Source organism: Streptomyces sp. NPDC058457, assembly GCF_042720695.1.
In the GTDB taxonomy this organism is placed as follows: domain Bacteria; phylum Actinomycetota; class Actinomycetes; order Streptomycetales; family Streptomycetaceae; genus Streptomyces.
In genome coordinates, this window is record NZ_JBHXLU010000014.1 from 71,694 (window position 1) to 97,584 (window position 25,891).

Annotated in this window: 23 protein-coding genes; 13 read left to right on the forward strand and 10 right to left on the reverse strand. The window is 71.0% G+C overall.

The genetic code is table 11. The features are described 5' to 3' along the window. Positions 1 to 25 precede the first annotated feature (25 nt). A complete protein-coding gene (locus ACFWPS_RS14485) occupies positions 26 to 2,788 on the reverse strand; it encodes a penicillin acylase family protein (RefSeq protein ID WP_383704704.1) in 2,763 nt (920 codons plus the stop codon). A gap of 269 nt (positions 2,789 to 3,057) precedes the next feature. Between ACFWPS_RS14485 and ACFWPS_RS14490 the strand changes: the two genes are divergently transcribed. The 6 genes from ACFWPS_RS14490 (at position 3,058) to mscL (ending at position 8,847) form a co-directional block, all read left to right on the forward strand. Further along, positions 3,058 to 4,593 (forward strand): potassium/proton antiporter, encoded by a 1,536-nt coding sequence (locus ACFWPS_RS14490; RefSeq protein ID WP_383704843.1) that lies wholly within the window; start codon positions 3,058 to 3,060, stop codon positions 4,591 to 4,593. Positions 4,594 to 4,861: 268 nt separating this feature from the next. Continuing rightward, complete coding sequence (locus ACFWPS_RS14495) at positions 4,862 to 6,154, forward strand: MFS transporter (protein ID WP_383704706.1); 1,293 nt, start codon at positions 4,862 to 4,864, stop codon at positions 6,152 to 6,154. A 67-nt stretch (positions 6,155 to 6,221) separates the two neighbouring features. Next, positions 6,222 to 6,563: an FmdB family zinc ribbon protein gene (locus ACFWPS_RS14500; protein ID WP_383704708.1), complete on the forward strand. Its 342-nt coding sequence runs from the start codon at positions 6,222 to 6,224 to the stop codon at positions 6,561 to 6,563. Between the two features lie 100 nt (positions 6,564 to 6,663). After that, the gene (locus ACFWPS_RS14505) at positions 6,664 to 7,497 is read left to right on the forward strand and encodes an S-methyl-5'-thioadenosine phosphorylase (RefSeq protein WP_383704710.1); all 834 of its coding nucleotides are present in this window, start codon (positions 6,664 to 6,666) and stop codon (positions 7,495 to 7,497) included. Between the two features lie 159 nt (positions 7,498 to 7,656). After that, positions 7,657 to 8,232, forward strand: a complete 576-nt coding sequence (locus ACFWPS_RS14510; protein ID WP_383704713.1) for an RcpC/CpaB family pilus assembly protein — start codon at positions 7,657 to 7,659, stop codon at positions 8,230 to 8,232. A 138-nt stretch (positions 8,233 to 8,370) separates the two neighbouring features. After that, a complete protein-coding gene (mscL, locus tag ACFWPS_RS14515) occupies positions 8,371 to 8,847 on the forward strand; it encodes a large conductance mechanosensitive channel protein MscL (protein WP_383704716.1) in 477 nt (158 codons plus the stop codon). 28 nt (positions 8,848 to 8,875) lie between these two features. Here mscL and ACFWPS_RS14520 read toward each other — a convergent pair whose 3' ends face one another. Then, a complete protein-coding gene (locus ACFWPS_RS14520; RefSeq protein WP_217550953.1) occupies positions 8,876 to 9,052 on the reverse strand; it encodes a hypothetical protein in 177 nt (58 codons plus the stop codon). Positions 9,053 to 9,165: 113 nt separating this feature from the next. Here ACFWPS_RS14520 and ACFWPS_RS14525 point away from each other — a divergent pair, with 113 nt between their 5' ends. The 4 genes from ACFWPS_RS14525 (at position 9,166) to ACFWPS_RS14540 (ending at position 13,784) form a co-directional block, all read left to right on the forward strand. Further along, positions 9,166 to 10,404 (forward strand): low temperature requirement protein A, encoded by a 1,239-nt coding sequence (locus tag ACFWPS_RS14525; protein ID WP_383704719.1) that lies wholly within the window; start codon positions 9,166 to 9,168, stop codon positions 10,402 to 10,404. 40 nt (positions 10,405 to 10,444) lie between these two features. Beyond that, on the forward strand, positions 10,445 to 11,470 hold the full coding sequence (locus ACFWPS_RS14530; protein ID WP_383704722.1) for a P1 family peptidase: 1,026 nt from the start codon (positions 10,445 to 10,447) through the stop codon (positions 11,468 to 11,470). A 183-nt stretch (positions 11,471 to 11,653) separates the two neighbouring features. After that, positions 11,654 to 12,880 carry an Ig-like domain-containing protein gene (locus ACFWPS_RS14535; protein WP_383704725.1) on the forward strand — a complete coding sequence of 409 codons (1,227 nt, stop codon included), beginning with the start codon at positions 11,654 to 11,656 and terminating at the stop codon, positions 12,878 to 12,880. Positions 12,881 to 13,037: 157 nt separating this feature from the next. After that, positions 13,038 to 13,784 carry a DUF6227 family protein gene (locus tag ACFWPS_RS14540; protein WP_383704728.1) on the forward strand — a complete coding sequence of 249 codons (747 nt, stop codon included), beginning with the start codon at positions 13,038 to 13,040 and terminating at the stop codon, positions 13,782 to 13,784. A 26-nt stretch (positions 13,785 to 13,810) separates the two neighbouring features. Here the strand turns inward: ACFWPS_RS14540 and ACFWPS_RS14545 are convergent, their stop codons facing one another. From ACFWPS_RS14545 to ACFWPS_RS14565, 5 genes are all read right to left on the reverse strand, one after another. Continuing rightward, entirely contained in the window at positions 13,811 to 14,080 is a 270-nt protein-coding gene (locus ACFWPS_RS14545) for a hypothetical protein (protein ID WP_383704731.1), read from the reverse strand. A gap of 110 nt (positions 14,081 to 14,190) precedes the next feature. Further along, positions 14,191 to 16,308 carry a fructose-specific PTS transporter subunit EIIC gene (locus tag ACFWPS_RS14550; protein ID WP_383704734.1) on the reverse strand — a complete coding sequence of 706 codons (2,118 nt, stop codon included), beginning with the start codon at positions 16,306 to 16,308 and terminating at the stop codon, positions 14,191 to 14,193. Between the two features lie 250 nt (positions 16,309 to 16,558). Next, entirely contained in the window at positions 16,559 to 17,506 is a 948-nt protein-coding gene (pfkB, locus tag ACFWPS_RS14555) for a 1-phosphofructokinase (RefSeq protein ID WP_383704845.1), read from the reverse strand. A 29-nt stretch (positions 17,507 to 17,535) separates the two neighbouring features. Continuing rightward, positions 17,536 to 18,297, reverse strand: a complete 762-nt coding sequence (locus ACFWPS_RS14560) for a DeoR/GlpR family DNA-binding transcription regulator (protein ID WP_383704737.1) — start codon at positions 18,295 to 18,297, stop codon at positions 17,536 to 17,538. Positions 18,298 to 18,546: 249 nt separating this feature from the next. Beyond that, complete coding sequence (locus ACFWPS_RS14565; RefSeq protein WP_383704740.1) at positions 18,547 to 20,166, reverse strand: MFS transporter; 1,620 nt, start codon at positions 20,164 to 20,166, stop codon at positions 18,547 to 18,549. A 62-nt stretch (positions 20,167 to 20,228) separates the two neighbouring features. On the opposite strand from ACFWPS_RS14565, the gene ACFWPS_RS14570 reads away from it, so the two are divergent. Beyond that, positions 20,229 to 21,203 carry a helix-turn-helix transcriptional regulator gene (locus ACFWPS_RS14570; protein ID WP_383704743.1) on the forward strand — a complete coding sequence of 325 codons (975 nt, stop codon included), beginning with the start codon at positions 20,229 to 20,231 and terminating at the stop codon, positions 21,201 to 21,203. 194 nt (positions 21,204 to 21,397) lie between these two features. Here ACFWPS_RS14570 and ACFWPS_RS14575 read toward each other — a convergent pair whose 3' ends face one another. Together ACFWPS_RS14575 and ACFWPS_RS14580 are read right to left on the reverse strand one after the other, a co-directional pair. Then, positions 21,398 to 21,991, reverse strand: coding sequence for a TetR/AcrR family transcriptional regulator (locus ACFWPS_RS14575; protein ID WP_383704847.1), 594 nt, complete (start codon positions 21,989 to 21,991; stop codon positions 21,398 to 21,400). Between the two features lie 609 nt (positions 21,992 to 22,600). Further along, complete coding sequence (locus ACFWPS_RS14580; RefSeq protein ID WP_383704745.1) at positions 22,601 to 23,617, reverse strand: RNA polymerase sigma factor RpoD/SigA; 1,017 nt, start codon at positions 23,615 to 23,617, stop codon at positions 22,601 to 22,603. A 238-nt stretch (positions 23,618 to 23,855) separates the two neighbouring features. On the opposite strand from ACFWPS_RS14580, the gene ACFWPS_RS14585 reads away from it, so the two are divergent. Further along, a complete protein-coding gene (locus tag ACFWPS_RS14585) occupies positions 23,856 to 24,374 on the forward strand; it encodes a GNAT family N-acetyltransferase (protein ID WP_383704747.1) in 519 nt (172 codons plus the stop codon). Between the two features lie 10 nt (positions 24,375 to 24,384). Here the strand turns inward: ACFWPS_RS14585 and ACFWPS_RS14590 are convergent, their stop codons facing one another. Next, on the reverse strand, positions 24,385 to 25,176 hold the full coding sequence (locus ACFWPS_RS14590) for a dioxygenase (RefSeq protein ID WP_383704849.1): 792 nt from the start codon (positions 25,174 to 25,176) through the stop codon (positions 24,385 to 24,387). A gap of 148 nt (positions 25,177 to 25,324) precedes the next feature. Here ACFWPS_RS14590 and ACFWPS_RS14595 point away from each other — a divergent pair, with 148 nt between their 5' ends. Further along, positions 25,325 to 25,837 carry a MarR family winged helix-turn-helix transcriptional regulator gene (locus ACFWPS_RS14595; RefSeq protein ID WP_383704749.1) on the forward strand — a complete coding sequence of 171 codons (513 nt, stop codon included), beginning with the start codon at positions 25,325 to 25,327 and terminating at the stop codon, positions 25,835 to 25,837. Positions 25,838 to 25,891: the final 54 nt, after the last annotated feature.

The window sequence follows — 25,891 nt, forward strand, 5'->3', positions numbered from 1 at the left end:
TTTCAGCGGCGGGTGCCCGGCGGTCTCAGGGCTTGAGGACGAGCGTGTCGCTGGTGCTCTTGTCGACCGCCTTGTCCGAGAACGACCACGAGAGCAGTTCGCCGTCGGCCCACTTGCCCGTCTGGTCGGTGTAGTGGGCGCTGAAGGCGTGGCCGGAGGCTCCGGTGAGGTTGATCCACTTGGATTTGTCGAGGTCGTCGAGGTTGACGACCATCCGCATGGAGGGGACCCAGACGACGCCGTAGCCGCCCGCGGCGTTCCAGCCGGTCGCGTTGACCGTGGCCTCGCCGCCGCTGAGCTTCCAGGGGCCGCGGTTGAGGATGTACTGGACGATGGCCGGGCCGTCGGTACCGAGGGTCTGGTTCTTCAGGAACAGGCGGTGCAGCCGGCCCCAGCTCCAGGTGTCGATGTCCTTGCCGAGCTTGGCGGTCAGCTCCCAGCGGGCGTCGATCATGGCGCGCCTGAACAACTGGTCCATGTTGTCGGCCTTGGGGCGGTCACCCGCTCCGGCCGGCGTCTTCCACCAGTCGCTGTTCGGCTTGTCCATGAGGTTGCGGACCACCTCGAACCAGCGGTCGCCGCCGTCCGGCTGAGCCTGGTCGGCGTCGCGCTCGCCGCACTCGCGCACCTTGGTGTCGTCGTCGACCGGACCGGTGCTGTCGACCTTGTCGACCCACAGGCACTGGCCCTTGACCCGCAGCTCCTTGGGCAGCTTGTTGCCGAAGGCGAGCTTGAGGATGTTGCGCCAGACCGCGTTGAAGTAGGCCGCGGCCGCGGAGTCGGCGTCCTGGGTGTAGTCCCAGCCCTCCAGGAGCTTCTGCGCCTCGCGGACGTCCTTGTCGTCGAGGTTGATCTTCAGCAGCTTGGGCACCAGCAGCTTGGCGATCTCGCTGCTGTTGTCCATCTGCATCTGGCGCATGTCGTCGGTGGAGATCTTGCCGCCGTCCTTGATCTTCGACTCGATCAGGTCGGTGATGCGCTGGCTGCGGGTGCCGTAGCCCCAGTCCGTGGTGAGCGTGTAGGGGTACTTGTCCTTGTCGATCACGGCCTGGTTGGCGGTGACGATGTAGCCGCGCTTCGGGTCGTACTCGTAGGGCAGCTCGTTCTGCTTGATGAAGCCGGTCCACTTGTACTGGGAGTCCCAGCCCGGCGCCGGGATGGACCCGTCGTCCCCCGAGGAGCGCGTGGGGATCTTGCCGGGCAGCGTGTAGCCGATGTTGTTCTTGGTGTCGGCGTAGATCAGGTTCTGCGAGGGCACGTCGAACTGGGCGGCCGCATCCCGGAAGGAGCTCCAGTCGGACGCCTTGTCCAGGGCGAAGACGGCGTCCATGGTGGTGCCCGGGTCCAGGGCGGTCCATCTCAGGGCGATGCCGTAGCCGTCGCCGCGGTCGGGTGCGGCGGTGTCCACGGTGGCCTTCTTGCCGACCTCGACGAGCTCGTCGTCGCGGTCGGACAGCAGCGGCATGCCGTCGGCGGTCTGGCGTACGACGATCTTCTTGGACGCGCCGCCGGCAACCTTGATGGTCTCCGTGCGGGTCGTGAAGGGCTTGGTCCTGCCGTTGTACAGGTAGCCGTCGCCGGAGAGCTTCTCCAGGTAGAGGTCGGTGACGTCGACCCCGGAGTTGGTCATGCCCCAGGCGATGTCCGCGTTGTGGCCGATTATCACGCCGGGCATGCCGGCGAAGGTGTAGCCGGTGACGTCGTACTGGCACTTGCTGGAGACCGTGGTGCAGTGCAGACCCATCTGGTACCAGACGGACGGCAGGGACGCCGACAGGTGCGGGTCGTTGGCGAGCAGCGGCTTGCCGGTGATGGTGTGCTCGCCGCCGACGACCCAGGAGTTGGAGCCGATGCCCTGGCCGTTCACGCCGACGGCCGTGGGGACGTCGTCCAGGACGTCGTAGAGGCTCGCCAGCTGGCTTGTGAGCGCCGAACCGGTGGACGACGAGGTCGTGGTGGAGCCGGTGCCCGTCGAGGTCCCGGAGCCGCTCGTGGAGCCGCTCTGTTCGAACGTCTTGGTGAGCTCGTCGTACTGGCCGTCCTGGACGATCGCCTTGTTGCGGCTGTACGGGTAGTCCGGGTACAGGTCCTTGATCTGCTGCGGGCCGAGTCGGCTGGTCATCAGGGCGCGGTCGATCTCGTCGTCCATGTTGCCGCGCAGGTCCCAGGCCATCGCCTTCAGCCAGGACACCGAGTCGACGGGCGTCCACTGCTCTGGCTTGTAGTCGTTGACGAACCCGAGGGCCGCGTACTCCAGGGAGATGTCCTTGCCGTCCTTGCCCTGGAGGTAGGCGTTGACCCCCTTGGAGTAGGCCTGGAGGTACTTCTTCGTGGAGTCCGACAGCTTGGTGTCGTACTCCTCCTTCGCCACCCGGTCCCAGCCCATGGTGCGCAGGAACTCGTCGTTCTTCACCTGGCCCTTGCCGAACATCTCCGACAGGCGCCCGGAGGTCATGTGGCGGCGCACGTCCATCTCGTAGAACCGGTCCTGCGCCTGGACGTAGCCCTGCGCCATGAACAGGTCCTCGTCGGTCGAGGCGTAGATCTGCGGGATCCCGTAACTGTCGCGCTTCACGGTCACGGGCCCGGAGAGGCCTTCGAGCGTGATCGAACCCTTGGTCTGCGGGAAGGACGCGCGCACCGTGCTGACCGACCAGTAGGCCCCGTAGAAGACGCCACCGACGACGGCCAGGACGAGCACGAGCACGATCAGTCGGGCTCTGCGCCCCTTCTTCCTGCCGGACTTGCCAGGCTTGTCACCCGTTGTGGCGGTGGTGTTGGGGGGCATCGCTGTCCTTGCTGTCCTAACGCGAGCGGCAGGCGGGCATGTGCATTTGACTGAGCGCTGGAGCAACCATAGGCGCAGGGCCTCACGCCACTTGACGCGGAGTGGGGAACCGGCGGGCACGGGCGTTCGATCTTGCCTCGGGAAGCGTCAAGAAAGCGTCAAGAGTTAGGTAAGGTAACGAAGTACTTGGGTGCGGAGTACCGCACTCTCGGTCCTGTGTACGTGAGCTTCCGCGCCGCCCGCGCGCGAGCCAACGAAGGGAACCGCCGCTGACCGTCCACCACCTCAACCAGCTCCTGCTCGTCTGCTCCGTGGTCCTGCTGGTCGCCGTCGCGGCCGTCCGGATCTCCTCGCGCAGCGGGCTCCCCAGCCTGCTCGTGTACCTGGGGATCGGCGTCCTCATGGGCCAGGACGGCATCGGCGACATCCACTTCGACAACGCCGAACTGACCCAGGTCATCGGCTACGCCGCCCTGGTCGTGATCCTGGCCGAGGGCGGTCTCGGCACGAAGTGGAAGGAGGTCGAACCAGTCCTCGCCTCCGCCTCCATGCTGGCCCTGGCCGGGGTCGGGGTGAGCGTCGGCGTCACCGCCGCGGGCGCGCACTACCTGGTCGGACTGGAATGGCGGCAGGCGCTCATCATCGGGGCGGTGGTGTCCTCGACGGACGCGGCGGCGGTCTTCTCGGTGCTCCGGCGCATCCCGCTGCCCGCGCGCGTGACGGGCACCCTGGAGGCGGAGTCCGGCTTCAACGACGCCCCGGTGGTCATCCTGGTCGTCGCCCTGTCGACCGCGGGTCCGGTCGAACACTGGTACGTCCTGGTGGGCGAGATAGCCATGGAGCTGGCCATCGGCGCGGGCATAGGCCTCGCCGTCGGCTGGCTCGGCTCCTGGGGCCTCAGGCACGTCGCCCTGCCCGCCTCCGGCCTCTACCCGATCGCCGTGATGGCCATCGCGGTCACCGCGTACGCGGCCGGCGCGCTGGCGCACGGCAGCGGCTTCCTCGCGGTCTACCTGGCCTCCATGGTGCTCGGCAACGCCAAGCTGCCGCACTGGCCCGCCACCCGCGGTTTCGCCGAGGGGCTCGGCTGGATCGCCCAGATCGGCATGTTCGTCCTGCTCGGCCTGCTGGTCACCCCGCACGAGCTCGGCGACGACATCTGGCCCGCCCTGGTCATCGGTCTCGCGCTCACCATGGTGGCGCGGCCGCTGAGCGTGATCGTCAGCCTCGCGCCGTTCCGCGTGCCCTGGCGGGAGCAGACGCTGATGTCCTGGGCCGGGCTGCGCGGCGCCGTGCCCATCATCCTGGCGACGATCCCCATGGTGAACGGCGTCGACACCAGCCACCGGATCTTCAACATCGTCTTCGTCCTGGTCGTCGTCTACACCCTCGTCCAGGGGCCGACGCTGCCCTGGCTGGCCGGCAAGCTACGGCTCGGCGAGGGGCCGGAGGCCGCCGACCTCGGCATCGAGTCCGCGCCCCTGGAGCGGCTGCGCGGGCATCTGCTGTCCGTCTCGATCCCCGAGGGCTCCCTGATGCACGGTGTGGAGATCAACGAGCTGCGACTGCCCGCCGGAGCCGCCGTCACCCTGGTCGTCCGCGAAGGAAAATCGTTTGTTCCGTTGCCGGCGACGGTGCTGCGGCGCGGGGACGAGCTCCTCGTGGTCGCCACCGACCCGGTACGCGACGCCGCGGAACGGCGACTGCGCGCGGTCGGCCACGGCGGCAAGCTGGCGGGCTGGCTGGGCACGAACGGGACGGCGGGCGCGGGGTCGGGGTCGGGCGGCGCGCCGAGCGCACGTTAAGGGCGCGTTTCGGATAGTTCACGCCCCCACCAAACCCAGGTGAACAGGCCTCACGGTGCTGGTTTTCACAGGCGTACCGCGCTTTCACCCCTGTACGATGAAAGCACCCTGATCGAACCAACTCTGCCTGACGCAGAGCTGGCGCGACCGTATGGCGGCCGGAACGCTCTTCGCAGTGGATGCCGGTATCTACCGCAGTTCCGCGCAAGAGGACAGCTCTCGGCGCCCCCGCACGGGCGCGCTACCAGGCGGCAGAAAGGCACGGGCCGTGGCATCCACGGTCACCACCGAGCCGTCGCAGGACTCGGCGTCGCCGTCCCGCCCGGGATACGGACAGCTGCTGCGCACCCGCGGCGCCTGGACGTTCCTGCTCCCCGGTTTCGCGGCGCGCCAGCCGTTCGCCATGCTCACCATCTCCATCGTGCTGCTCGTGCAGCACACCACCGGCTCCTACGGCGCCGCGGGTGCAGCCGCGGCCGTCACCGGCGTCTCCATGGCGCTGTTCGCGCCGTACAGCGGCCGTCTGGCCGACCGCTACGGTCAGCGGGCGGTGCTGGTCCCCGGCGTGCTCGTGCACACACTGTCGGGCCTCGCCCTGACGGCGCTCGCGCTGGCGCACGCGCCCCTGTGGGCACTGTTCGCGGCGGCCGTGCCGACCGGTGCCTCGGTACCGCAGGTCGGCCCCATGGTCCGCGCCCGCTGGGGCGCCAAGCTCCAGGACTCCCCTCTGATGTCCACCGCGGCCGCCTTCGAGTCCGTCACCGACGAGCTCACCTTCGTGTTCGGCCCGCTGCTCGCGACCGCCCTGTGCACCACCGTGGCCCCGGCCGCCGGCCTGGTCACGGAGGCCGCGCTCACCCTGGCCGGCGGCCTGCTGTTCGCCGCGCGCAAGAGCACCCAGCCCCAGGTGACCGGCACCGGCCACGCGCGCGTGCGACACACCTCGGCGCTCGGCGTCCCGGGCGTGCGCGTGCTGGTCGTGGCGTTCCTGGGCATCGGGTCCGTCTTCGGCGGCATGCAGGTCTCCCTCGCGGCGTTCACCGAGTCGATCGGCGAGCCCGGCCTGAACGGCGTCCTGTACGGCACCTTCGCCGCGGGGAACATGCTCTCCGGCATCGTCTGCGGCGCACTCGCCTGGAAGGCCGCCCCGCACCGGCGCCTGGTCGTCGGCTACACGGCGCTCGCGCTGACCGCGTCGGCACTGTGGACGTCCCACTCGGTGCTCGTCCTGGCCGGTCTCGGCCTGCTGGTCGGCATGTGCATCGCACCCGCCCTGATCACCGGATACACGCTGGTCGACGGTCTGGTCCCGGCCGGCGCCCGCACCGAGGCGTTCACCTGGCTGACCGGCGCGGTGGCGCTCGGCCAGGCGGCCGCTGTCACGGTCGCCGGACAACTGGAGGACCGCCTGTGGGGCGGTGCCGGGTTCCTGGTGCCGATGGCCGGCACCGTACTGGCCCTGGTGACCCTTCTCGCCCTGCGTTCACGGCTGGTCACCCGGCCCCGGAACCGTACCGTCGCACGTGGCGTCGGTCACCGCGTGCCGGTGACGGTGGACTGATCCTCAGGAATACGTCACTATGGACCGTCGTTAGCACTCATCGAGTGAGAGTGCCAGGAGGAAGACAGTGCCGACCTACCAGTACCAGTGCACCGAGTGCGGCGAGGGCCTCGAGGCGGTGCAGAAGTTCACCGACGACGCCCTGACCGAGTGCCCCAACTGCGGTGGCCGCCTGAAGAAGGTGTTCTCCGCGGTCGGCATTGTCTTCAAGGGCTCGGGCTTCTACCGCAATGACAGCCGCGGCTCCTCGTCGAGCAGCAGCCCCGCGTCGAAGTCGTCCGGCTCCACCTCGTCGAGCGCGTCGTCCGACTCGAAGACGTCCGACTCGAAGTCCTCGTCCTCGACGTCGTCCTCCTCGTCCGGCTCGACGTCTTCCTCGTCGGGCTCGGCCAGCAGCTCCGCCGCCTGAGACCTCACCCCTCGGACCCCGCCGTCGGACGACGGCGGGGTCCGAGGCGTTCCCGGACACCGGCTCCTGCCCGCTCGGTCGGCCAGCTAGTGTGCTGCGCATGGTGAACGCAGAGATCGGCGTAATCGGCGGTTCCGGCTTCTACTCGTTCCTCGACGACGTGACCGAGATCCAGGTCGAGACGCCCTACGGGCCGCCCAGCGACTCTCTCTTCCTCGGCGAGATCGCCGGCCGCCGGGTGGCCTTCCTGCCCCGGCACGGACGCGGCCACCACCTGCCGCCGCACCGCATCAACTACCGGGCCAACCTCTGGGCGCTGCGCTCCGTCGGCGTGCGCCAGGTGCTCGGCCCGTGCGCGGTGGGCGGCCTGCGCCCCGAGTACGGTCCGGGCACGCTGCTCGTGCCGGACCAGCTGGTGGACCGCACGAAGTCCCGGGCGCAGTCCTACTTCGACGGGCTGCCGCTGCCCGACGGCACCGTGCCGAACGTGGTGCACGTCTCCCTGGCCGACCCCTACTGCCCCACCGGGCGGGCGGCCGCGCTGAAGGCGGCCCGCGGCCGGGACTGGGAGCCGGTGGACGGGGGCACGCTGGTGGTGATCGAGGGGCCGCGCTTCTCGACCCGCGCCGAATCGCTGTGGCACCAGGCGCAGGGCTGGTCGGTGGTGGGCATGACCGGCCACCCCGAGGCCGCGCTCGCCCGTGAACTGGAGCTCTGCTACTCGTCGTTGACGCTGGTCACGGACCTGGACGCGGGCGCCGAGACCGGTGAGGGCGTCTCGCACGACGAGGTTCTGAAGGTGTTCGCGGCCAATGTGGACCGACTGCGGGGTGTGCTGTTCGACGCGGTGGCGGCCCTGCCGGAGAACACGGCACGGGACTGCCTGTGCACGAACGCGCTCGGCGGCATGGACCCGGGGTTCCAGCTGCCGTAACGCAGGGGCGGTTTCCACAGGGGGGATACGGGCGGAACTCCTCGTTCGAGTGGCCGAGTTGTCCACAACCGGTCGGTAGCCCACCGGCTCCGACGCGTTTCGGCGCGAGACCTCATCGTGGTCTCGCAAGCCGATTCCTCGTCGCCGGTGGTGATCTCCATGTCCGTTCCCCCGTCTCTGTCCCCTGTCTTCCCCCCTCCCCTTCACATCCCGCGCCCGCTGGGCACGGACGCCCCTGCAACCTGCGAGGTCCCGCAGTTCGAGCCGGTGCGGGTACGCGGCGGGCGCTATCAGCTGCACCGGCTGCTGCGCCACCGCAGGCGGGCTCTCGCGGCCGGCCTGGCGATCACGGCGGCGGCGCTCGTCGCGGCGGGACCGCGTGCCGCCACCGACCCCCTGCGCGCCGAGCGGACCCGCGGACACCCTGCCTCTCAGCCGGTACGACGGCATGCCCCGCCCGTGGACATGGTGACCGCACCGGTCCGCATCGCCGACGCGGCCACCGTCCGGCTGCTGCGCCCCGGTGACCGGGTGGACGTCATCGCGGCCGGGGACCCCGCGGCGGGCGGGGAGGCCCGGGTGATCGCTCGCGGGGTGCGCGTGACGAAGCTGCCCGAGCCGGCCGACGCGGCCGGGGAGAGCGGGGCGCTGGTCGTGCTCGCGGTTCCGCGCGACACCGCGGCCCGGCTGGTCGGCGCGAGCGCCACGGCACGGCTGGCGGTGACGTTGTGCTGAACAACCTGGGGCGATTTTCGGGACTCTTTGTGTCAAGTCGCTCGTCCGAGCTACCGGATTGGGCGCGATGGCCGCACGGTGACGTAGGTTGCGGATCACTTTGTTCCACACCCTGTGCATGTGAGGAGAGTCCCCGAGGTGAGCGCGAAGAAGGAACCGGGCATCTGGCAGGGCTTCAAGGCCTTCCTGATGCGCGGAAACGTCGTCGATCTGGCAGTCGCGGTGGTCATCGGCGCCGCCTTCACGAACATCGTCAACTCGGTGGTGAAGGGGCTCATCAACCCGCTGGTCGGCGCGATCGGCACGAAGAACCTCGACAGCTACAGCTCGTGCCTGAAGGCCCCGTGCACGCTGAACGCGGACGGCACGGTGAAGACCGGCATTCCGATCATGTGGGGCGAGGTCCTGGGCGCCACGCTCTCCTTCGTGATCACCGCGGCGGTCGTGTACTTCCTGATGGTCCTGCCGATGGCGAAGTACCTGTCCCGCGTGGAGGCCCGCAGGAAGGCGAAGGAGGGCACGCACGAGGTCATCGAGGTGACCGAGCTGGAGGTGCTGAAGGAGATCCGCGACGCCCTGGTCGCCCAGCGCGGAAACGGTCACAACCAGCGTTAGCGGCGCTCCGGGCGGTCGCGCGGGCGGCTCAGAGGTGGTGGGGCGGCTTCTCGTCGAGGAAACGCCTGAGGTCGGCCGCCGAGTCGCCCTCCGGGCGGTCGCCCCAGCCGCGGTCCGTGTCGTCCGAGGACTGCCGGTCGAGTGGGTCGTCGAAGATCAGCGCGGGCTTCGGGTCGCGCGGCGCGGGCTCGGGGGCGGTGCTCATGCCTCAAGCGTACGGCGCACGCGGCGGCCCCGGCCCTGCCGCCTGCCGTGTCACCGGCCCCCCTGCGGGTCCGTTCGCGGGCTTTCGGTGGCCTTTTCTGCTGTGCTGGACGCATGACGTCGAGTTCTCCTCCGGCTCCCGCCTCCCAGCACCCACCCCAGCCCCTGCGGCCACTGCGCCGGCTCACCGCGCGCGGGCGCGACGAGGCCCATCGGGTGGCCTCACCGCTCGAGCTCTTCTTCGACCTGTGTTTCGTCGTGGCCATCGCGCAGGCGGGCGTGGAGCTGGTGCACGCCGTCGCGGCGGGGCACGCGGGCGAAGGCGTCCTGAACTACGCGATGCAGTTCTTCGCCATCTGGTGGGCGTGGATGAACTTCACCTGGTTCTCCTCGGCGTACGACAACGACGACGTGCTCTACCGGATCGTCACCCTGGTCCAGATCGCCGGCGTCCTGGTGCTGGCGGCCGGTATCTCGCAGGCCTTCACCGACCACGACTACCTGGTGGTCTGGCTGGGCTACGTGATCATGCGGCTGGCGATGGCCGCGCAGTGGCTGAGAGCCGCGCGCTGGGCCCGGGGCGCGGAGCGGACCATGGCGCTCCGGTACGCGGGCGGGGTGCTGCTGTGCCTGGTCGGCTGGCTCGGGCTGGTGGTGCTGCCGGTGCCCGCACGCCCCTGGGTGTTCCTGGTGATGGCGATCGCCGAGATGTGCGTGCCGCTGTACGCGGAGAAGGACTACACGACCTCCTGGCACCCGCACCACATCGCCGAACGGTACGGGCTGTTCACGATCATCGTGCTCGGCGAGACGATCTCGGCGGCGACGGTCGCCGTGAAGTCGGCCCTGGCCGAGCACGACGCGCTGAGCGAGCTGCTGCCGATCGCGGCGGGCGGCCTGCTGATCGTCTTCTCGGCCTGGTGGATCTACTTCGTGGTGCCGATCCACGGCCATCTGCGTTCCAACAAGGAGTCGTTCCTGTGGGGTTACGGCCACTACCTGATCTTCGCGTCGGCGGCCTCGATCGGCGCGGGCATCGAGGTGGCCGTCGAGGAGGCGGTCGGCAAGGCGCGCATCTCCACGACGGCCGCGTCGGCGGCCGTGACCGTGCCGACCGCGCTGTACCTGCTGACCGTGTGGGCGCTGCACTCGCGGCACTTCAAGGTGGGCCTCGCCCAGCAGCTGGTGCTGCCGGTGACGGCGCTGCTGGTGGTCTGCTGCACGTTCCTGGGCGACTGGGCGGTGCCGGCGGCGGGCATCGTGTCGGCGCTGGCGGTGGCGACCGGGACGGCCCTGACGGCGCGCGCGGCCGGTCGCGAGCGCCCCGCGGAAGCCACCGCGGCCGCCTCCTGACGGGTCCGCAGCCGCGCCGGGCTGGGCCAGACTGGCCGTCATGACAGTTGACGCATTGACGGACGTGGCCGGGCTGCGGGTGGGACATGCCACCCGTACCGGCGACGGCTGGCTCACCGGCACCACCGTCGTCCTCGCTCCCGAGGGCGGCGCGGTCGCCGCCGTGGACGTACGCGGTGGCGGTCCGGGGACGAAGGAGACCGACGCGCTCGATCCGCGCACCGTGGTGCAGCGGGCGGAGGCGGTCGTCCTCACGGGCGGCAGCGCGTACGGGCTCGACGCGGCGTCCGGGGTGATGGCCTGGCTCGAGGAACAGGGGCGCGGAGTGCGGGTGGGGGCGGATCCGGCGCATGTGGTGCCGGTGGTGCCCGCCGCCTGCGTCTTCGATCTGGGACGGGGCGGGAGCTTCCGGGCCCGGCCGGACGCGGCGTTGGGGCGTGCGGCGGTGGAGGCGGCCGCGGCGAGCCCGCCCGGGGCCCGGGTGCGGGAGGGGTGTGTGGGAGCCGGTACGGGCGCCGTCGCCGGGGGGCTGAAGGGCGGGATCGGCAGCGCGAGCGTCGTGCTGGGCTCCGGGATCACCGTGGGCGCGCTCGTGGTCGCCAACCCGGCGGGCGCGGTGGTTCAGCCCGAGACCGGTGCGTTGTACGGGGAGTTGTTCCAGGGGCGGGTGCGGTACCCCGAGGAGCACGTGCACGAGGCCGCCCGCCTGCGGCTCGCGGAGGCCGCCGCGAAGAACGCGCCCCCGCTGCTCAACACCACGCTCGCGGTGGTCGCCACCGATGCCGTGCTGTCCAAGGCGCAGGCACAGAAGCTCGCCGGCACTGCGCACGACGGGATCGCGCGCGCCGTCCGGCCGGTGCACCTGCTCAACGACGGGGACACGGTGTTCGCGCTGGCGACGGGTGCGCGCCCGCTCGGCGAACACCCGCTCGCGCTCAACGAGATCCTCGCGGCCGGCGCGGACCTGGTGACCCGCGCGATCGTGCGGGCCGTGCGGGCCGCCGGGCCGGTCGACGGACCTGGCGGGGTGTGGCCGTCGTACGAGGAGCTGTACGGGGCGCGCTGACGGCGGTGAGCGGCGCGCTCTCTGCGACAGCCGATCGGAACCTTGCGCGTTCCTGTCGATTGTCCTGGTTCTGTCACGTGATGGCGTTCAGCGAGCGTCGGAGGGAACCCCGGTAGGGGCCTCCGGCCTCTTTCTCCACGCACTGGAACGGATCACGCACATCACAAGAACCTGGAGCAGCCCGTGACAACGCCGGACATTGCAGCGCGGCGCGCACTGGGGGCCTGTGCCGCCCTGATGGTCGGCGCCCTCGCCCTCACCGCCTGCGGCGGCAACGCCAGCGCCAAGAGCGACGACAGCAAGGGCGGGCAGCAGGACAGCGCCGCCAGGACGTCCACGGCGAAGATCGTGATCTCGGCGAAGGACGGTTCGACCGGAGCGTCCATCAACACGACCGGCGTACAGGTCAGCGGCGGCAGACTGACCGACGTCAAGATGACCGTGGCGGGGTCGGGGCAGGCCGTGGACGGCACCCTCTCGGCGGACGGCGGCACCTGGAAGCCCGAGGAGCAGCTGGAGCGGGGCACGAAGTACGAGATATCGGCGACCGCGAAGGACTCGAAGGGGCTCACGGCGGCGGCCAACTCCATCTTCACCACCGTCAACTCGTCGAACAGCTACATCGGCACGTACACGCCGGACAACGGGACGACGGTCGGTGTGGGGATGCCGGTGTCGTTCGACTTCGACAAGGTCATCACCGACAGGAAGGCCGTGCAGTCGCACATCACGGTCACGTCCAGCAGCGGCCAGCAGGTGGTGGGGCACTGGTTCGGGTCGCAGCGGCTGGACTTCCGGCCGCAGGACTACTGGAAGGCCGGCTCCGAGGTCACGATGAAGATCGACCTGGACGGGGTCGAGGGCGCCAACGGCGTCTACGGGGTGCAGAAGAAGACGGTGACCTTCACCGTCGGACGTTCGCAGGTCTCCACGGTGGACGCGAACACGCAGACCATGACGGTGGTGCGGGACGGCAAGGTCCTCAAGACGGTGCCGGTGTCGACGGGCAGCCCGGAGCACACGACGTACAACGGGCAGATGGTGATCTCCGAGAAGTTCGTCCAGACCCGGATGAACAGCCAGACGGTCGGCCTGGGCGGGGAGTACGACATCCCGGACGTGCCGCACGCGATGCGGCTGACGACGTCGGGGACGTTCATCCACGGCAACTACTGGTACAACAGGGGCAATCCGCCGTTCGGGCGCGAGGGCACCAGCCACGGCTGCGTGGGGCTCGCGGACGTGCAGGGCGCGCAGGGTGACACCATGGCCAAGTGGTTCTACGACAACTCGCTCGTCGGGGACGTCGTGATCGTGAAGAACTCCCCCGACAAGACCGTGCAGCCGGACAACGGGCTCAATGGGTGGAACCTGTCGTGGAGCGACTGGACCGCCGGAAGCTCCGTCTGACCGGCACCTTTTGACGGATCGTCGGGTCGCGCGGGAACTTTTCGCGCGGCCCGCGAGTTTTCCCGGCGTACGTTTTCTCGGTTCCCGGACATGATGTCCGACCGAGGGGCTACGGTATGCACCCACAAGGTGACATGCAGCAACGCCGGGAGAAACCTTGAGCGTTCCGTACGAGACGGCAGCGTACGAACCAGCCGAGTCGCCCGAGTCTCCGGAGGAGCACCTCGCGCGGCTCCTCGGCCGCGCCCTGAACTCCTTCGAGTTGCCCGACGAGGCCATAAGGCAGCTGGACTGCGCGCTGGCGCACGACAGTTCGCTGCACTCCGCGCACCACAGCGCGGGACTGCACCGGGAGACGTACCGGCACACCTGGCTGCTGGCCGACGGCTCGGCGGTCACACTGTGGGAGCTCGTGCACAACACGGTGCCGGGCAGCGACCCGCAGCACGAGGTGTACGTCGACGAGGAGGAGCTGCGGGCCGCGACCGCGCGGCTCCCGTTACCGCCGGACACCCCGGACTTCGAGCTGCCGGTGCTGGTGACGCTGGCGCCGGTCCCGGAGCCCCGGCACGTGTATGTGCCGGACGACTCGGCGGACCACGCGCGTCGGCTGCTGCGCCGGGCGGAGAACCCCGACCGGCCGGACGCGGAGACGGCCCAGGTGCTGTCGACGGCGTTCGCGCACCAGATCACCCAGGCGTTCGGGCGGCCGGGACGCGCGGGCAGGTCGGGTCTGGGCTTCTCGCTCTACGAGCACGCGTTCCTGCTGCGCGACGGCCAGGAGCTGTCCCTGTGGGAGGTCGAGCACACGGCGACGCCGGACGGCCGGCACATGTGCGAGGTGTACCCGTCGGAGGACGCGGCCAGGGACGCGATGGAGCGGCGGGCGGCGCGCCAGGGCTGACCACTGGGCCCGCGGTGCAGCCGTCCTCAGTGGCCGCGGCGGCCCGAGCGGCCGCCGAGTCTGCGGACCAGGCCGGCGAAGGCGTCCTGTTCGGCGGGGGTCAGCTCGACGGTCTCGCGGGGCGGGGCGGCCTTGAGCTGGTGCGGGAAGGCGGGGAGGGCACGCGCGGCGTGCCAGGCGATGGCTTCGCGGCGGTTGCGGCGCAGCAGGCGCGTCACGACGACCGCCCAGCCGACGGTCGCCAGGGTGAGCGCGGCCATGCCGATCAGCTGGAGGGTCGAGGCGTGCGCGGGCATACGCCCCAGTACACACCACGGTCCGGGACTTTGGTCCCGGACCGTGACGTATCTCGCAGGTGCCGTGAACAACTCACAGCGAATCAAAGGGACAAGAAGGGCGCGGGCGCTCAGGCCGCGACCGGCTGCCTGTCCTCCTTCGCGGTGGCGGCCGGGCCGGCGGCGGAGCCGCCCGCGGGGGTCTCCTTGGCCGGCTTGCGCAGGCCCTTCAGGAGGACGACCAGGGCCGTGGTGACACAGACACCGGCGGCGATGGCGATCAGGTAGAGGAACGGGTTGCCGATCAGCGGGACCACGAAGATGCCGCCGTGCGGGGCGCGCAGGGTGGCGCCGAAGGCCATCGACAGGGCGCCGGTGATGGCGCCGCCGACCATCGAGGACGGGATGACGCGCAGCGGGTCGGCGGCCGCGAACGGGATCGCGCCCTCGGAGATGAAGGAGGCGCCCAGGACCCAGGCGGCCTTGCCGTTCTCGCGTTCGGTCTCGGTGAAGAGCTTGCCGCGGACGGTGGTCGCCAGGGCCATCGCCAGCGGCGGGACCATGCCGGCCGCCATGACCGCCGCCATGATCTTCATCGCGGAGTCACTGGGGTTGGAGACGGCGATACCGGCGGTGGCGAAGGTGTACGCGACCTTGTTGACGGGGCCGCCGAGGTCGAAGCACATCATCAGGCCGAGCAGGGCGCCGAGCAGGATGGCGTTGGAGCCGGAGAGGCCGTTCAGCCAGTCGGTCATGCCCTTCTGGGCGGAGGCGATGGGCTTGCCGATCACGACGAACATCAGGAAGCCGACGATCGCCGAGGAGATCAGCGGGATCACCACGACCGGCATGATGCCGCGCACCGCCGCGGGGATCTTCACCTTCTGGATCGCCATCACCACGCCACCGGCGATCAGACCGGCGGCCAGACCGCCGAGGAAGCCGGCGTTGATGGTGGAGGCGATCATGCCGCCGACGAAGCCGGGGACCAGGCCCGGCCGGTCCGCCATGCCGTAGGCGATGTAGCCGGCCAGGACGGGGACGAGGAAGCCGAAGGAGACGACACCGATCTGGAAGAGCAGCGCGGCCCAGCTGTCGCCCTGGGTCCACACGAAGTGGTCCATGACCGACGGCGCCTTGTTGATCGTGTAGCCGCCGATCGCGAAGCCGAGGGCGATCAGCAGACCGCCGGCCGCGACGAACGGGACCATGTAGCTCACGCCGGACATCAGCCACTTGCGCAGCTTGGTGCCGTAGCCCTCGCCCGCCTCCCCGGCGCGTTCGACCGGTGTGGACGGCGCGGAGCCGGACGTGACCTCGCCGCGGGCCGCCTTAGCGCGGACCTCGCCGATCAGCTCGGCGGGGCGGTTGATGCCCGCCTTCACGCCGACGTCGACGGTCGGCTTGCCGGCGAAGCGGTCCTTCTCGCGGACGGGTACGTCGTGGGCGAAGATCACGCCGTCCGCCGCCGCGATGACCTCGGGGTCGAGCCGGGTGAAGCCGGCCGAGCCCTGCGTCTCGACGACGAGTTCGACGCCCGCGTCGCGGCCCGCGTTCTCCAGGGACTCGGCCGCCATGTAGGTGTGGGCGATGCCGGTGGGGCAGGAGGTGACGGCGACGATACGGAAGGGACGCTCACCCGCGTCCGAAGCCGTGCCCGTGCCCGTGCCTGTGCCCGTGCCGGTACCTGCACCCGTGCCTGTGCTGGCCGCTGCGGTGCCGGCGGAGGCCGCCGCCGGCGCCGCAGCGGTGTTCTGGGGCCCGCCCGCAGGGACGCTCGCCGCGGCCTTCGTGTCCTTCGCGGGCGTCTCGTCGCCGCGGATCAGGGCCGCAGCGGTCTCCGCGTCGCCCGCCGACCGCAGCGCGTCCGTGAACTCGCTGTTCATCAGCTGGCGGGCCAGCGAGGAGAGGATGGTGAGGTGGGCGTCGTCGGCGCCGGCGGGGGCCGCGATCAGGAAGATCAGGTCGGCGGGGCCGTCGGCGGCGCCGAAGTCGATGCCGGCGGCGCTGCGCCCGAAGGCGAGCGTCGGCTCGGTGACGTGGGCGCTGCGGCAGTGCGGGATGCCGATGCCGCCGTCGAGGCCGGTGGGCATCTGGGCCTCGCGGGCGGCCACGTCTGCGAGGAAGCCCTCCAGGTCGGTCACCCGGCCCAGGGTCACCATGCGCTCGGCGAGGGCGCGCGCCGCCGCTTCTTTGGTATCGGCGGACAGGTCGAGATCGACCAGGTCCGCGGTGATCATGTCGCTCATCGCGGGCTCCTATGCACGCGTATCGCCCGGGGTGTGGGGTGGGCGGGTTCTTCGGGGACGGGGGTGCCGTGGGGGGCGGGGTGGGAGGCGGGGCCGGGGAAGCCCCGCCTCCCGGGCACGGCGGGGCGGCTCAGGGTGCCCCGACGGCCCGTCGGCGCGGCGAGTAACGAGACGCCTCGCCGCTCCTGGGCCGGTTGTCGGCCGACGGCGCCGGGGAACAGCGCGGCCGGGTGAGCGGTCGTACGAGCGTTCATGACACCGGCTCCGTCAGTTCGCGGTCGACGGGGACGCGGTCGGTGACGGTGACCGCCGACGGGTCCAGGTCGGCCGGGGTGGGCATCACGCTGCCGGGCAGCTGGACGGCGGCGGCGCCGTGGGCGACGGCGGAGGCGAGGGCCTTCGGGCCGCGGCCGCCGGCGATGAGGAAACCGGCGAGGGAGGAGTCGCCGGCGCCGACGTTGCTGCGGACGGTGTCCACGCGGGCGCTCGCGAACCAGGCGCCCGCGTCCTCCACGAGCAGCTGCCCGTCGGCGCCCAGGCTGGCGAGGACGGCATGGGCGCCCATGCCGCGCAGTTCCTCGGCCGCCTTGAGCGCGTCGCCCACGGTCGCCAGGGGGCGCCCGACGGCTTCCGCGAGCTCCTCGGCGTTCGGCTTCACCACGTCGGGCTGCTCGCGCAGCGCTTCGAGCAGCGCGCGCCCCGAGGTGTCCAGTGCGATGCGCGCGCCGCCGGCGTGCGCCCGGGCGACGACCTCGGCGTACCAGGAGGGGGCGAGCCCGCGCGGCAGGCTGCCGCAGCAGGCGATCCAGTCGGCGTCGTGCGACTGCTCGCGCACGGTCTCCAGGAGGAGCTCCTGCTCCTCCGCCGAGAGTTCCGGACCGGGCGCGTTGATCTTGGTGAGCACTCCGTCGGACTCCGCGAGCGCGATGTTGGAGCGGGTGGCTCCGGCGACCGGGACCGGCGCGACCTCGATGCCCTGGGCGTCGAGCAGGTCGGCGACGAGCGCGCCCGGCGCTCCGCCCAGGGGCAGTACGGCGACGGTGCGCCGGCCGGCGGCCGCTACGGCACGCGAGACGTTGACGCCCTTGCCGCCGGGGTCCATGCGCTCGCCGGAGGCGCGGATGACCTCGCCGCGCTCCAGGGCGGGGACCTCGTAGGTCCGGTCGAGGGAGGGGTTGGGGGTGACGGTGAGGATCATGCCCGTACCGATCGTGGCGCTCGTGGTGCTCATGCTCGTACTACTTCCGTGCCGCCGCGCTCGATGGCGGCGGCGTCCTCGGGGCTGAGCCCGCTGTCGGTGATCAGCAGGTCCACGTCGCCCATGTCGCCGAAGCGGGCGAAGTGCTCCTGGCCGTGCTTGGCGGAGTCGGCGAGCAGGACCACCCGGCGGGCCGCGGCGACGGCCGCCCGCTTGACCGCGGCCTCGGCGAGGTCGGGGGTGGTCAGGCCCTGGTCGGCGGAGAAGCCGTTGGCGGCGACGAAGAGGACGTCGGCACGGATCTCGCTGTACGCGCGCAGCGCCCAGGCGTCCACGGCGGCACGCGTGTTGTGCCGCACGCGCCCGCCGACCAGGTGGAGCTGGATGCCCGGGTGGTCGGCGAGGCGGGCCGCGATGGGGAGGCTGTGCGTGACGACGGTGAGGGACGCATCCAGCGGGATGGCCGCGGCGAGGCGGGCGACCGTGGAACCGGCGTCGAGGATCAGGGTGCCCTCGGTCGGCAGTTCGGGGACGGCGGCCTTGGCGATGCGGTCCTTCTCGTCGGCCGAGGTGGACTCGCGCTCGGCGAGGTCCGGCTCGAAGTCGAGGCGCCCGGCCGGGATGGCACCGCCGTGCACCCGGCGGACGAGACCGGCGCGGTCGAGGGCCTTCAGGTCGCGGCGGATCGTCTCCTGCGTGACCTGGAACTCCTCGGCGAGCGACACGACGTCCACCCGGCCGCCGTCACGGGCGAGCCGGAGGATCTCCTGCTGCCGCTCCGGTGCGTACATGCCCCTGTGCCTCCGCTCCAAGATACGTCCCACCGACGTCCGGTTCAGGTCCGACTCATGTCCGACCGTGTCTGACTCATGCCCGAACTTGTGGTTTCGCGAGGAGGCTACGCCGGGATTTCCGGAAAGTAAACAGGTTCGGGCGGCAAACGGACACGATCGGGCTTTCGACCTGTTCAGGGCACCTCCGAGGCGCCCATACGGAAGGGCCCGGCGCCTTCCGGCGCCGGGCCCTTCGACCGGTGGCGGTCAGTGGACGAGTGCGGGCTCCTCCTCCGGCGCGGGGAGCAGCACCTCCGTACCGCCGGCCTCCAGGTGCTGCGCAGGGCGCTTCGGCAGAGCGGACATCAGGAGGAAGATCACGGCCATGACCGCGGCCACCCAGAGCAGGGCGTGCTGGAAGCCGTTCACGAAGGCCGGGCCGATGCGGGACGCGGTCGGGCTGATCCGGGACGCGGTCAGGCTGTCGTCGACGACGCCGTAGAAGACCACCGAGACCAGGCCGAGGCCCAGCGCGTTGCCCATCTGCTGCACGGTGTTGATCAGACCGGAGGCGGAACCGGCGTGCTCGCGCGGGACTTCCGACAGCACCGCGTCCGTCAGCGGGGCGACGATCAGGCCCATGCCCGCGCCCATCACGACCAGCGGCAGGGCCATCTGCCAGGAGGCGATGGCGAGGCCGTAGCGGTCCGACTCCCAGATGTAGAGCAGGACACCGAGACCCATCAGCAGAGCACCGGCCTGGAGCACCTTGCGGCCGAAGCGCGGGACCAGTTTCTGCACGGACACGCCGGCCGCGACGGAGACGGAGATCGAGAACGGCACCCCGGTCAGGCCGGCGTGCAGCGGGGTCCAGCCGAGGCCGACCTGCATGTACAGCGTCCAGACCAGGAAGAAGATGCCGAGCGCCACACCGAAGACGGTCTGCACGGCGATACCGGCGGCGAAGCTCTTCACCGTGAAGAGGGAGGGCTCGATGAGGGGGGAGCCGTCGCGGGCGGCCTTGCGGCGTTCGTACACCACCAGCGCGCCGAAGACGACGAGCGAGCCGGCCATCGACGCGTACCCCCACAGCGGCCAGCCCAGCTCGCGGCCGCGGGTCAGCGGGTAGAGCAGCATCAGCAGGCCGAGGGTGACCAGGGCGACGCCGGCGAGGTCGAGCCGCAGCGCGTGCGGGGCCTTGGATTCGCTGATGTAACGGCGGCCGAGGAGGAGGGCGGCGATGCCGACCGGGAGGTTGATCAGGAAGATCGGGCGCCATTCGAGGCCGAAGAGGTTCCACTCGGTAAGGAGGGCGCCGAGCAGCGGGCCGGAGACCGCGCCGAGTCCGACGATCGCACCGAACAGGCCGAAGACCTTGCCGCGTTCACGTGCCGGGAAGGTGGCGTGCACGATCGACAGGACCTGCGGGACCATCATCGCGGCCATGCCGCCCTGCAGGATGCGGGAGGCCACCAGCATCTCCGGGTTGGCGGCGAAGCCGCACAGGGCGGAGGCGAGGGTGAAGCCCGCGACGCCGATCAGAAACAGACGTTTACGACCGTGAATATCACCGAGGCGGCCGCCGGTGATCAGGCCGGCGGCGAAGGCCAGGGCGTAGCCGGCGGTTATCCACTGGATCTGGCCGAAGGAGGCGCCGGCGTCCCGCTGGATGGAGGGGATGGCGATGTTGACGATCGTGACATCGACGAGGTCCATGAAAGCCGCGGTCATGACGATGGCCAGGGCCAGCCAGCGGTGCGGTGCACCGGGGGAAGCCGACGGTTCGAGCGCCGTCGGGGTCAGTGTGGTGTTGTCCGTGACGGTCCGTTGTGGCTGGTCGCGCAGTTCCCCGCGCCCCTTCAGGGCGCCTGTGTCCGTGGAAGTCATATCGGCACCGTAGATGCGCATTAGGCCAGATCCCGTCCTACTGGTACGGCATCCTCGGACGCATGACGACAGACACCCCGGCTCGGCTGCTGCAGCTCCTGTCTCTTCTCCAGACGCCCCGTGAGTGGCCCGGTGGGGAACTCGCCGAGCGGCTCCGGGTGTCCCGGCGTACCGTGCGGCGGGACATCGACCGGCTGCGGGAGCTGGGGTATCCCGTCGAGGCCAGCAAGGGGGCCGACGGGGGGTACCGGCTGGTCGCCGGGAAGGCCATGCCGCCGCTGCTGCTCGACGACGAGGAGGCCGTCGCCATCGCGGTCGGGCTGCGGGCCGGGGCCGGGCATGCCGTGGAGGGGGTGGAGGAGGCGTCGGTGCGGGCGCTGGCGAAGCTGGAGCAGGTGCTGCCGGCCCGGCTGCGGCACCGGGTGACCACGTTGCAGGCCGCGACCACGGCGCTGACCAGTGGGGACGGGGCGAGTATCGCGCCCGAGACACTGACCGTGATGGCGTCGGCGGTCGCGGGGCGGGAGCGGTTGCGGTTCGCGTACCGGGCGGCGGACGGGAGTGAGACGCGGCGGCAGGCGGAGCCGTACCGGCTGGTGTCGACGGGGCGGCGGTGGTACCTCGTGGCGTACGACCTCGATCGCGACGACTGGCGGACGTTCCGGGTCGACCGGGTGAGCGAGCCGTTCGCCACCGGTGCGCGGTTCGCTCCGCGGGAGATGCCGACGGGGAGTGCGGCGGAGTACTTGCGGCGGTCCATCCAGCGCCGGCACGAGACGTACGGGTTCACTGTCGCGTTCGCCGGGACGGCGGAGGAGGTGGGGGCTCGGCTGCCGGGGTGGTTGGGGACGCCGGTGGAAGAGGAAGGGGGTGGGGGCGGGTGGTGTGTTGTCCGGGGGGAGACCGGGGATCCGGTGGAGTGGCTGGCGGTGCGGTTGGCGATGGCGGGGCACGAGTTCGTGGTCCGGGAGCCTGCGGAACTGGTGGCGTGTGTACGGGAGTTGGGGGGCCGGTTGAGTCGGGCCGGGGGTGCGTGAGGGGTGCGGGTGGGTGGGGGCTGAGGAGGGTGGGGACGCTTACCGACGCTGGCAGGGTGCCTCCCCCAGCCTTCGGCCGGGGGGACCCCCAGCGCCCACCCGTGCCGCCCTGCGGCACGCCTGCCCGCAGCTACGCGCCCTGAAGGGGCGCGGGGAACTGCGCGACCAGCCCCCACCGGCCCGCAGCCGGGCGATTACGCGCTGGGGCCCTCCCACGCGAACCCCCGCAGCGCCGCCAGGTTCTGCAGGGCCAGGGCCGCCGGGCCTTCCGGACCCGTGGGGGTGGCCGTGCCTGCCGCCCATGACTCGACGGCCACTCGCACCGCAGCGCCGGCCACCGCCGCGGTGAAGCGGAGCGGGGCGGGCGGGGCAACGTTGTCGATGGCGGTGGCTGTGCGTTCCGCCAGGATCGACGTCAGGAGGCGGTCCGAGGACTGGCAGACCTCCGCCCACACCTTGCGCAGGGCCGGGCTCGTGTCGGCCAGGTGGATCAGGGTGCGGACCCATTCCCAGGAGGCGGCGGAGACCCCCGCGCCGGGGGTCAGGGTGTGGCGGACGGCGTGTTCCAGGGCCTCGGGGACGGAGAGGGCCGCGGGGGCCGCCCGTACCGCCTCCGCCCAGCGCCGGGCGCCCGCCGCGTAGAGCGGGGCGACCGCCTCTTCCTTCGTGGCGAAGTAGCGGTAGAACGTACGGGGGGCGATGCCCGCGGCCTGTGCGATGTCCTCGGCGCGCGTGGCCCGCAGGCCGTGCCGTACGAAGAGGCCCGCGGCCGCCCGGGCTATCTCCATGCGCGTCTCCGCCTTGCGCCGTTCCGTGAGGGAGAGGGGGGCGGGGTCCTGCGTGGGGGTGCTGCCGGTGGTGCTGGGGGTGCTCACCTCGGCAGGCTATGCCTCTGTGGCAGAATCTGCCATCCGGTGGTTCACCCCGTGGTTCAGGTACGGGGTGGACCACCGTTTCAGCATGCCCGGGGGCGCGGGACCACGGCAAACGCCGCCTGCTTCCCCGGACAGACAGCCGGACAGACAGCCGGACAGACACCTGGACAGACAGAGTGTGGAGCCGGACTCCGGCACCCGGGGGGGATGGGCGCCGAAGTCCGGCTCTGGGAGAGTCCCGGCGCCGGGGGGATGGTGCGTCGGGACGTGGCTTGTCGACAGGTCGTCAGGGTGTCGGGTGTGCAAGGAGGTTGGGTGCGGCGGCTTGGCCGTGGACCTCGACTCCCCGGCCCTGGATGGTTGTTCCCTACACGCGGAGCCTTGAAGCGGCGGTACCGCGCCATGTTTGCGCCGTCTTCCGCCACCCGGCGCACGCGCCCGGCGTGAGCGGGGTCTCGCGCGCGCTGGTCACGCGAGCCCCACTCGTGCGAACCCCCTGCCCCCGCACAACCCGCAGCCCCCTTACGCCGCCGGCTCGAACCCTGTGGAGCGGGCCAGCTTCTTCAGCTCCAGCAGCGCGTGCTTCTCGATCTGGCGGATGCGCTCACGGGTCAGGCCGTGCTCCTTGCCGACCTCGGTCAGCGTGCGCTCGCGGCCGTCCTCGATGCCGTACCGCATCTTGATGATGGAGGCCGTGCGCTGGTCCAGGCGGCCGATCAGGTCGTCGAGTTCCTCGCTGCGCAGGAGGGTCAGGACGGACTGCTCGGGGCTGACCGCCGACGTGTCCTCCAGCAGGTCGCCGAACTGGGTGTCGCCGTCGTCGTCCACCGACATGTTCAGCGAGACCGGGTCACGGGCCCAGTCGAGGACGTCGATGACGCGCTCGGGCGTGGAGCCGAGCTCGGCGGCGATCTCGGCGGGCTCCGGTTCGCGGCCGTTCTCCCGGTTGAACTCGCGCTGGACGCGGCGGATCCGGCCGAGCTCCTCCACCAGGTGGACGGGGAGCCGGATGGTCCGGGACTGGTCGGCGATGGAGCGGGTGATCGCCTGGCGGATCCACCAGGTGGCGTACGTGGAGAACTTGAAGCCCTTGCGGTAGTCGAACTTCTCGACGGCGCGCACCAGACCGGCATTGCCCTCCTGGATCAGGTCGAGGAGGGGCAGGCCGCTGCGCGGGTAGCGTCGGGCGACGGCCACGACCAGGCGGAGGTTGGAGCGGATGAAGACGTCCTTCGCCCGCTCGCCGGCGGCGACGAGCGCCTCCAGCTCCTCACGGGTGGCGTCGGACGCGGACTCCTCCTCGCCGTCGAGGACCTGTCGCGCGAACACACCCGCCTCTACGGCCTGGGACAGCTCGACTTCCTTGGCGGCGTCGAGCAGCGGCGTGCGTGCGATCTCGTCGAGGTACATGCCGACCAGATCGCGGTCGGCGATCTCGCCGCCATGGCTGCGAACGCCACGGGCGCGAACACTGCTTGCCGAGTCGGCCGTCTCGCCGGTGGCGGCGGACTGACGACGGGCGACGGCACGGGTTGCCATGCGTGCTCCCTTGCGATGGTGGGCGGGCGGGGTGGTCCTGTCGGTTCTTCTCGGTCCTTCGGTGAATGCTCGGCACTCGGCCTCAGCGCTCCGGAACTCCACTCCTGGAACTCCTGGGACTCTCGTCCAGTGCCCGGCATCCGAAGGAAACAACGACTGGAATCCGGACAGAATTCCCATGCTGCCCCCCGGATTTTCTGATCATGCAGTACCCTGTGCGACCACGTGAGGAGGCGCGGTGCCGTCGGAACGTACAGAGGTGCAGGTCAGACCGGGAGCCGAGGGGGACCTCGAAGCCCTCACGGAGATCTACAATCACTACGTTCGTGAGACGTCCATCACATTCGACACGGTGGTCTTCACTCCGGAAGAGCGTCGTCCGTGGCTGCTCTCCCACCCGGAAGACGGCCCATACCGCCTGATGGTTGCCACGTCAGCGGACTCACAGGAGATTCTCGGGTACGCCACATCCAGCCCCTACCGCGCGAAACCGGCCTACGCGACCTCCGTGGAGGCCACGGTGTACGTCGCCCCTGCCGCCGGTCGGCGCGGAGTCGGCACGCTCCTCTACGAGGCCCTCTTCGAGGCGCTCGCGGACGAGGACCTGCACCGCGCCTACGCGGGCATCGCGCAGCCGAACGAGGCGTCCACCCGGCTGCACGAGCGCTTCGGCTTCCGGTACGTCGGGACGTACCGCGAGGTGGGCCGCAAGTTCGGCCGCTACTGGGACGTGGCCTGGTACGAGAAGAACCTCTGACCGGGGCGGATCACCCGAACTGCACCGACCGCTTCGCCATCCCCATCCAGAACCCGTCGATCACCGACTGCTGGGCGTCCAGCTCGCCGCCCGCCTCGGCCGCGCCCATGGTGACGAAGAGCGGGGCGAAGTGCTCGGTGCGCGGGTGGGCGTAGCGGCCGGCCGGGGCCTTGTCGAGGAAGTCGAGGAGGGCGTCCCAGTCGCGGTTCTCCAGGGCCCGGTGTCCCCAGTCGTCGAACTCCGAGGACCAGGACGGCACGCCGTTGCCCACGTAGCGCAGGGCGGCCAGGTTGTGGGTGAAGAAGCCGGAGCCGACGATCAGCACGCCCTCGTCGCGCAGCGGGGCGAGCCGGCGGCCGATCTCCATCAGCCGGACCGGGTCGAGGGTGGGCATGGAGATCTGGAGGACAGGGATGTCCGCGGCCGGGAACATCTCCACCAGGGGCACGTAGGCGCCGTGGTCGAGGCCGCGGTCCGGGATGTCCTGCACGGGGGTGCCGGGGGCGCGCAGCAGCTTGCGCACCGACTCGGCCAGCTCGGGCGCGCCGGGGGCCGCGTACTGCACCTGGTAGTAGTGCTCCGGGAAGCCCCAGAAGTCGTAGACGAGGGGGACGGTCTGGACGGCACCGAGGGCGAGGGGGGCCTCCTCCCAGTGGGCGGAGACCATCAGGATCGCCCTGGGACGGGGAAGGCCGGCGCTCCAGGCGGCGAGTTCGCCGGGCCAGACCGGGTCGTCGGCGAGCGGCGGCGCGCCGTGGCTCAGATAGAGGGCGGGCATGCGCTCCTGTGCGGCGGCGGACATCGCGGTGGCTCCCTCCGGGTACCGGACCTCCCCGGCCCCCATGTTCCAGCTCTCCATGGCCTGACTGTTTTAACTCTCAAGCTTTCCTTTCACCACCCTACGCCCCACTTGTTTAATCTTCAAGGAGAGGCCTCGTACAGTGGGATACATGACTACGGCATCCGCTTCCGCCCCCGTGCAGAGCCGCTGGCTCACCGATGACGAACAGCGCGTCTGGCGCGCGTATCTGAACGCAACGACCCTGCTGGAGGACCATCTGGACCGTCAGCTCCAGCGGGACGCGGGGATGCCGCACATCTACTACGGTCTGCTCGTCGGGCTCGCCGAGGCGCCCGGGCGGCGGCTGCGGATGACCGAGCTGGCCATGAACGCGAAGATCACCCGGTCCCGGCTCTCGCACGCCGTCGCCCGCCTGGAGAAGAACGGCTGGGTACGGCGGGAGGACTGTCCCTCCGACAAGCGGGGCCAGTTCGCCGTCCTGACCGACCAGGGCGCCGAGGTGCTGCGGCGCACCGCGCCGGGCCATGTGGCCGCCGTACGGCAGGCGTTGTTCGAGCGGCTGAGCCCGGAACAGCAGCAGGCCCTCGGCGAGATCATGCAGATCGTCGCCGAGGGCCTGCAGCCCAACGAAGCGGGCGCGGACCTGCCCTGGCTCCGCTGAGGAGCGCAGGAACAGGTCCGCGTTTTTCTGCGGGTACCCGGGTGGTCGCTCAGA

What these genes read in the sequence shown, in the direction of transcription:
- ACFWPS_RS14485 (WP_383704704.1), bottom strand. Translation starts at nt 2,788, where the DNA reads ATGCCCCCCAACACCACCGCCACAACGGGTGACAAGCCTGGCAAGTCC.
- ACFWPS_RS14505 (WP_383704710.1), top strand. Translation starts at nt 6,664, where the DNA reads ATGGTGAACGCAGAGATCGGCGTAATCGGCGGTTCCGGCTTCTACTCG.
- ACFWPS_RS14510 (WP_383704713.1), top strand. Translation starts at nt 7,657, where the DNA reads ATGTCCGTTCCCCCGTCTCTGTCCCCTGTCTTCCCCCCTCCCCTTCAC.
- ACFWPS_RS14520 (WP_217550953.1), bottom strand. Translation starts at nt 9,052, where the DNA reads ATGAGCACCGCCCCCGAGCCCGCGCCGCGCGACCCGAAGCCCGCGCTG.
- ACFWPS_RS14525 (WP_383704719.1), top strand. Translation starts at nt 9,166, where the DNA reads ATGACGTCGAGTTCTCCTCCGGCTCCCGCCTCCCAGCACCCACCCCAG.
- ACFWPS_RS14530 (WP_383704722.1), top strand. Translation starts at nt 10,445, where the DNA reads ATGACAGTTGACGCATTGACGGACGTGGCCGGGCTGCGGGTGGGACAT.
- ACFWPS_RS14545 (WP_383704731.1), bottom strand. Translation starts at nt 14,080, where the DNA reads ATGCCCGCGCACGCCTCGACCCTCCAGCTGATCGGCATGGCCGCGCTC.
- ACFWPS_RS14550 (WP_383704734.1), bottom strand. Translation starts at nt 16,308, where the DNA reads ATGAGCGACATGATCACCGCGGACCTGGTCGATCTCGACCTGTCCGCC.
- pfkB (WP_383704845.1), bottom strand. Translation starts at nt 17,506, where the DNA reads ATGATCCTCACCGTCACCCCCAACCCCTCCCTCGACCGGACCTACGAG.
- ACFWPS_RS14560 (WP_383704737.1), bottom strand. Translation starts at nt 18,297, where the DNA reads ATGTACGCACCGGAGCGGCAGCAGGAGATCCTCCGGCTCGCCCGTGAC.
- ACFWPS_RS14565 (WP_383704740.1), bottom strand. Translation starts at nt 20,166, where the DNA reads ATGACTTCCACGGACACAGGCGCCCTGAAGGGGCGCGGGGAACTGCGC.
- ACFWPS_RS14570 (WP_383704743.1), top strand. Translation starts at nt 20,229, where the DNA reads ATGACGACAGACACCCCGGCTCGGCTGCTGCAGCTCCTGTCTCTTCTC.
- ACFWPS_RS14575 (WP_383704847.1), bottom strand. Translation starts at nt 21,991, where the DNA reads ATGGAGATAGCCCGGGCGGCCGCGGGCCTCTTCGTACGGCACGGCCTG.
- ACFWPS_RS14580 (WP_383704745.1), bottom strand. Translation starts at nt 23,617, where the DNA reads ATGGCAACCCGTGCCGTCGCCCGTCGTCAGTCCGCCGCCACCGGCGAG.
- ACFWPS_RS14590 (WP_383704849.1), bottom strand. Translation starts at nt 25,176, where the DNA reads ATGTCCGCCGCCGCACAGGAGCGCATGCCCGCCCTCTATCTGAGCCAC.
- ACFWPS_RS14595 (WP_383704749.1), top strand. Translation starts at nt 25,325, where the DNA reads ATGACTACGGCATCCGCTTCCGCCCCCGTGCAGAGCCGCTGGCTCACC.